General features: G+C 62.5%; 5 protein-coding genes. 4 read left to right on the plus strand and 1 reads right to left on the minus strand.

What is annotated here, in order from left to right; genetic code table 11:
* Window positions 1–279: 279 nt before the first annotated feature.
* Window positions 280–627, minus strand: coding sequence for a hypothetical protein (locus tag EOA60_RS23815; protein ID WP_126038541.1), 348 nt, complete (start codon window positions 625–627; stop codon window positions 280–282).
* 784 nt (window positions 628–1,411) lie between these two features.
* Between EOA60_RS23815 and EOA60_RS23820 the strand changes: the two genes are divergently transcribed.
* The 4 genes from EOA60_RS23820 (at window position 1,412) to EOA60_RS23835 (ending at window position 3,401) form a co-directional block, all read left to right on the plus strand.
* Window positions 1,412–1,735: a DUF736 domain-containing protein gene (locus EOA60_RS23820; protein ID WP_029354915.1), complete on the plus strand. Its 324-nt coding sequence runs from the start codon at window positions 1,412–1,414 to the stop codon at window positions 1,733–1,735.
* A gap of 180 nt (window positions 1,736–1,915) precedes the next feature.
* Window positions 1,916–2,185, plus strand: a complete 270-nt coding sequence (locus EOA60_RS23825; protein ID WP_029354917.1) for a helix-turn-helix domain-containing protein — start codon at window positions 1,916–1,918, stop codon at window positions 2,183–2,185.
* A complete protein-coding gene (locus tag EOA60_RS23830) occupies window positions 2,182–2,730 on the plus strand; it encodes a S26 family signal peptidase (RefSeq protein ID WP_029354919.1) in 549 nt (182 codons plus the stop codon). The genes EOA60_RS23825 and EOA60_RS23830 overlap by 4 nt, the downstream gene beginning before the upstream one ends.
* Window positions 2,718–3,401, plus strand: a complete 684-nt coding sequence (locus tag EOA60_RS23835; RefSeq protein WP_024505647.1) for a lytic transglycosylase domain-containing protein — start codon at window positions 2,718–2,720, stop codon at window positions 3,399–3,401. The genes EOA60_RS23830 and EOA60_RS23835 overlap by 13 nt, the downstream gene beginning before the upstream one ends.
* Window positions 3,402–3,587 lie beyond the last annotated feature (186 nt).

Below are 3,587 nucleotides of genomic sequence, written 5' to 3' on the forward strand. Positions count from 1 at the left end.
TTTCCCTGGTGCGGATGTTGAGGGGTTTTTGTTAGCACTCGCGATGGACGAGTGCTAACGCGATAGTGAGGTAGGCTGTAAGCGGGCACTCGTCAAGACGGACGAGGGCAGGCGAGGAGCTCTGGCCCCCTCCCCGGTGGAACCCAACGCATACGCGCATCCGCGTTGATGGCTGCGAGCCCCACATTTCCATTGAATTCGGCGTCATGACGCCAACTTGCGCGCGCCGCTTCCAAGTCGTCAGTCGTGCTGCCGTCAGCACGAACATAGGGCTGCGCTTCACTTCCCGTCGAAGCCGCGGCAAGCAGCGTCGCCGTCAGCACGCTCCTTTGCAGATGCTTGCCAAAGGTGGACAGTGAGCGCACCTGCGCCGGGCTGTTGGTGCGAACGTAAGACGTCATTGACAACTCCTTTTTGCAAGTCGAGCCCTTCTCCACCTTCGGCCGCCGTCGACGCGAAGAAGTCCGCATCGCGTTGATGACGAGCTGCGAAAAAGAGAAAGATGTGTTTGATGGCTGCGGCCCCAACGGTGCCTTCAGATTTGAGATCACTTCCGCCGCGAGCGGCTGAAGCTCCTCGCAACGTCACAATCGAATCTGCTGCCAAGCCTCCAGGAAAGGAGAGCATTGCTCATCTCGCGCTTGTGCATGCAGTCAACCTTCGATCCGTGTTGCCACATCTCAAGTGCAAATGCCGTGCCAAAGCTCACTGGGTAGTGAACGCATGGCTCTCCCTGAAAACCTCACAAATCCAGCATGGTCAATTGTGCGGAACCCGACATGCGTCTTCTGCCACTGTCAGCTTTCGGACAGGCATGACGCGTTTCGCGCCGACCACCGGTCGATCGGTTTTGGGGCCGGTCTGTTCGCCTCATAAGAGCGCGTCACGTTGCGTAGCGGTTTCCCGAGCGCCGCCACATGACACTGGACCTGCAGGTAGCACCGGCTTCTCATCCAGCCTTGCTTTGGCCCCTTCGCGTATCAAATTCCCGCTGGCGAGCCCTGCTTTCATAGATCGCACCATGCCGGATGTCTGCTCTGGCGCCCGACCCGCTGGCACGATCTCGATCCGGCATAAGGGCGCAGCATCTTTGCAGGCCGTTTCATCCCGGCGTCCTGCTTGGCTGAAAGACCGCACTTGGCGAGCGGTCTCCATGCTCTCTCCAAGGACCATCCCTGCGGCTGGCTTGTCGACCTATGGGCGGGTCCGGCCGCCCGAAACCCTCGCCATCAGCTTTTTTCCCCGCCGCCTGCGGCGGCTTCCTCGCGCCGCTTCGCTCACAAAAAAGCTGCCCGCTCGGATCCTTCGCTGTCGCTGCGGCCCTGTCGGATTCAGGCGGTCCTGACGCGCCCATTACGGTGCGCCATCGCAGGGGATGGTCCCCGGCGAAACCACAAAAGGAGACTTCGAAATGACCGCGATCGGTTACGTCAACAAGCAGGAAAACGGCGCCTACAAGGGCCAGCTCAAGACGCTCAGCGTCCGCGCCGACATCGATATCGTCCCCAACCAGGCCAAGAGCGCCGACAACCATCCCGACTTCCGGGTGCTTACGCAAGGAGTCGAAGTTGGCGCCGGCTGGATCCGCACCGGCGAGACTTCCGGCAAGGATTATGTGAGCCTGTCGATTGCAGCGCCGGAGTTCGGACCGCGCAAGCTCTACGCCAATCTCGGCCGCGCCGCCGGCCAGGACGATCACGACACCTACGCCATCATCTGGAACCCGGCCGACTGACCGGCCGAGATAGAGCCTCGCGCCGCAGCCCCGGCGCGGGGCTCATTCCCAGGAGTTCCACCCAAACCCCGTCCGCCCTAAAGGGCGGCGAAAACTCTCCCCCGACTCTTCGCCCGTCCCCGAGACGATCTCCCTCGCCCATCCTCGCCCTCGCTTGTCCGAAGCGAAACGAGGATCATCATGGACGACGAAAACGAACGCGCGGCCCGCGCGAAAAAGGGCAGCCCGTTTCTCAGCACAGCCCAAGCCGCCTTCTATATCGGGCTCTCCCAGCGCACGCTCGAAAAGATGCGGCTCAAGGGCGGCGGCCCGAAATTCCGCAAGCACGGCCGCTATGTCCGCTATCACATCGACGAACTCGACCATTGGTCGAAAGGACACCCGCAGCACTCCACCGCCGGCGATGGCAAGGCCGGTTCCGGCCAGGGCGGCACGGGAGGCCGTTCATGAGGCGGCGCCCTTCCATCCATCTGATCGGCAGCCGCCTGAGGCGTGTTCGAGCCCGTAAGACGGTCGCCTTGGCCGCGGCCGGTCTCGGTCTTTTGGGCTTCACGGCGCTGGGAAAGCCCACCCCTTGGCTGGTCTGGAACGCCTCGGCCAGCGCGCCGATCGGCCTTTACCGCATCGCTGCGGGAGCGCTGGCGCGTGGCGATCTCGTGCTCGTGCGCCCGCCTGAATACGCGGCGTATCTCGCCGCCGAGCGCAGCTATCTGCCTCGCAATGTGCCGCTGGCAAAACGTCTTGCAGCGCTGCCGGACGATAATGTCTGCGCCTTCAATGACGCCATCATCATCGGCGGCGACATCGTCGCGCGCCGGCTCAAAATCGACGCCGAAGGCCGACCTTTGCCATGGTGGAACGGCTGCCGAGCGCTCGGGGATAACGAGGTTTTCCTGCTCGGCAGCGACAAAAACCGCTCCTTCGACAGCCGCTATTTCGGGCCTGTTCCCACTCAAAATGTCATCGGGAGGCTCGTACCGCTATGGACCGAGTGACCCTCCTCTTGTTGGGCATGATCGCCATTGCGCCATGCGCCTGTTCCGCCTCGACCGGCGCTGAGCCGGTCGCCATCTCCCAAAGTCCGCAGCTGCGAAAGTGGCAGACGTTGGTATCGGAAGCAAGCCGGCGCTTCCATATTCCCCAAGCCTGGATCTATGCCGTCATGGCTGCCGAAAGCGGCGGCAAGACAATGCGCGGCGGCCGCCCCATCACCTCCCCCGCTGGCGCCATGGGCCTCATGCAGGTGATGCCCGGCACCTATGAGGAGATGCGGGTCGAACACGGCCTTGGGCCTAACCCCCACGATCCGCGCGACAATATCCTGGCCGGCACGGCCTATCTCAGCGCCATGTATGACCGCTTCGGATTTCCTGGCCTGTTTGGCGCCTACAATGCCGGTCCCGAGCGCTACGACGAGCATTTGAAGCGTGGCAAACCGCTGCCAGAAGAGACCGTCGAGTACCTCGACCAACTCAAGGCGGCCGGAGTTTCGGCGGCCGACATCGAGGCGTTCGAAAGCCAATCTGTCGCTCCAAAGGCGCAAATCGCTCCTCTCGGACGGTCGCTGTTCTTCATTCATGACGGTGTTCACTCAGGCGTGCGAAACGGCGATCTCTTCGTGCCGCTCGGCAAGGACGGCGCGCAGCCGAAGGAGCCGGTGCGTTAGCCATGGGCGGACGGGGGCGCGTCTGGCGGGGCTGGGCGCGTAAGGCAAGATAAAGGTACCGCCTCCAGGAGGCGGTTAAATCTTTGTCTGCACATCGTTTTTCCAGGAGGCTGCCGCCGGTGCCAAGAGGGTTGGACGTGTAAGTGTCTGATTTTGCTTGATATGTCTGGGAGGCTCGCATGAAGG

The sequence above is a fragment of the Mesorhizobium sp. M1A.F.Ca.IN.020.06.1.1 genome (assembly GCF_004023265.1).
Taxonomy (GTDB): domain Bacteria; phylum Pseudomonadota; class Alphaproteobacteria; order Rhizobiales; family Rhizobiaceae; genus Mesorhizobium.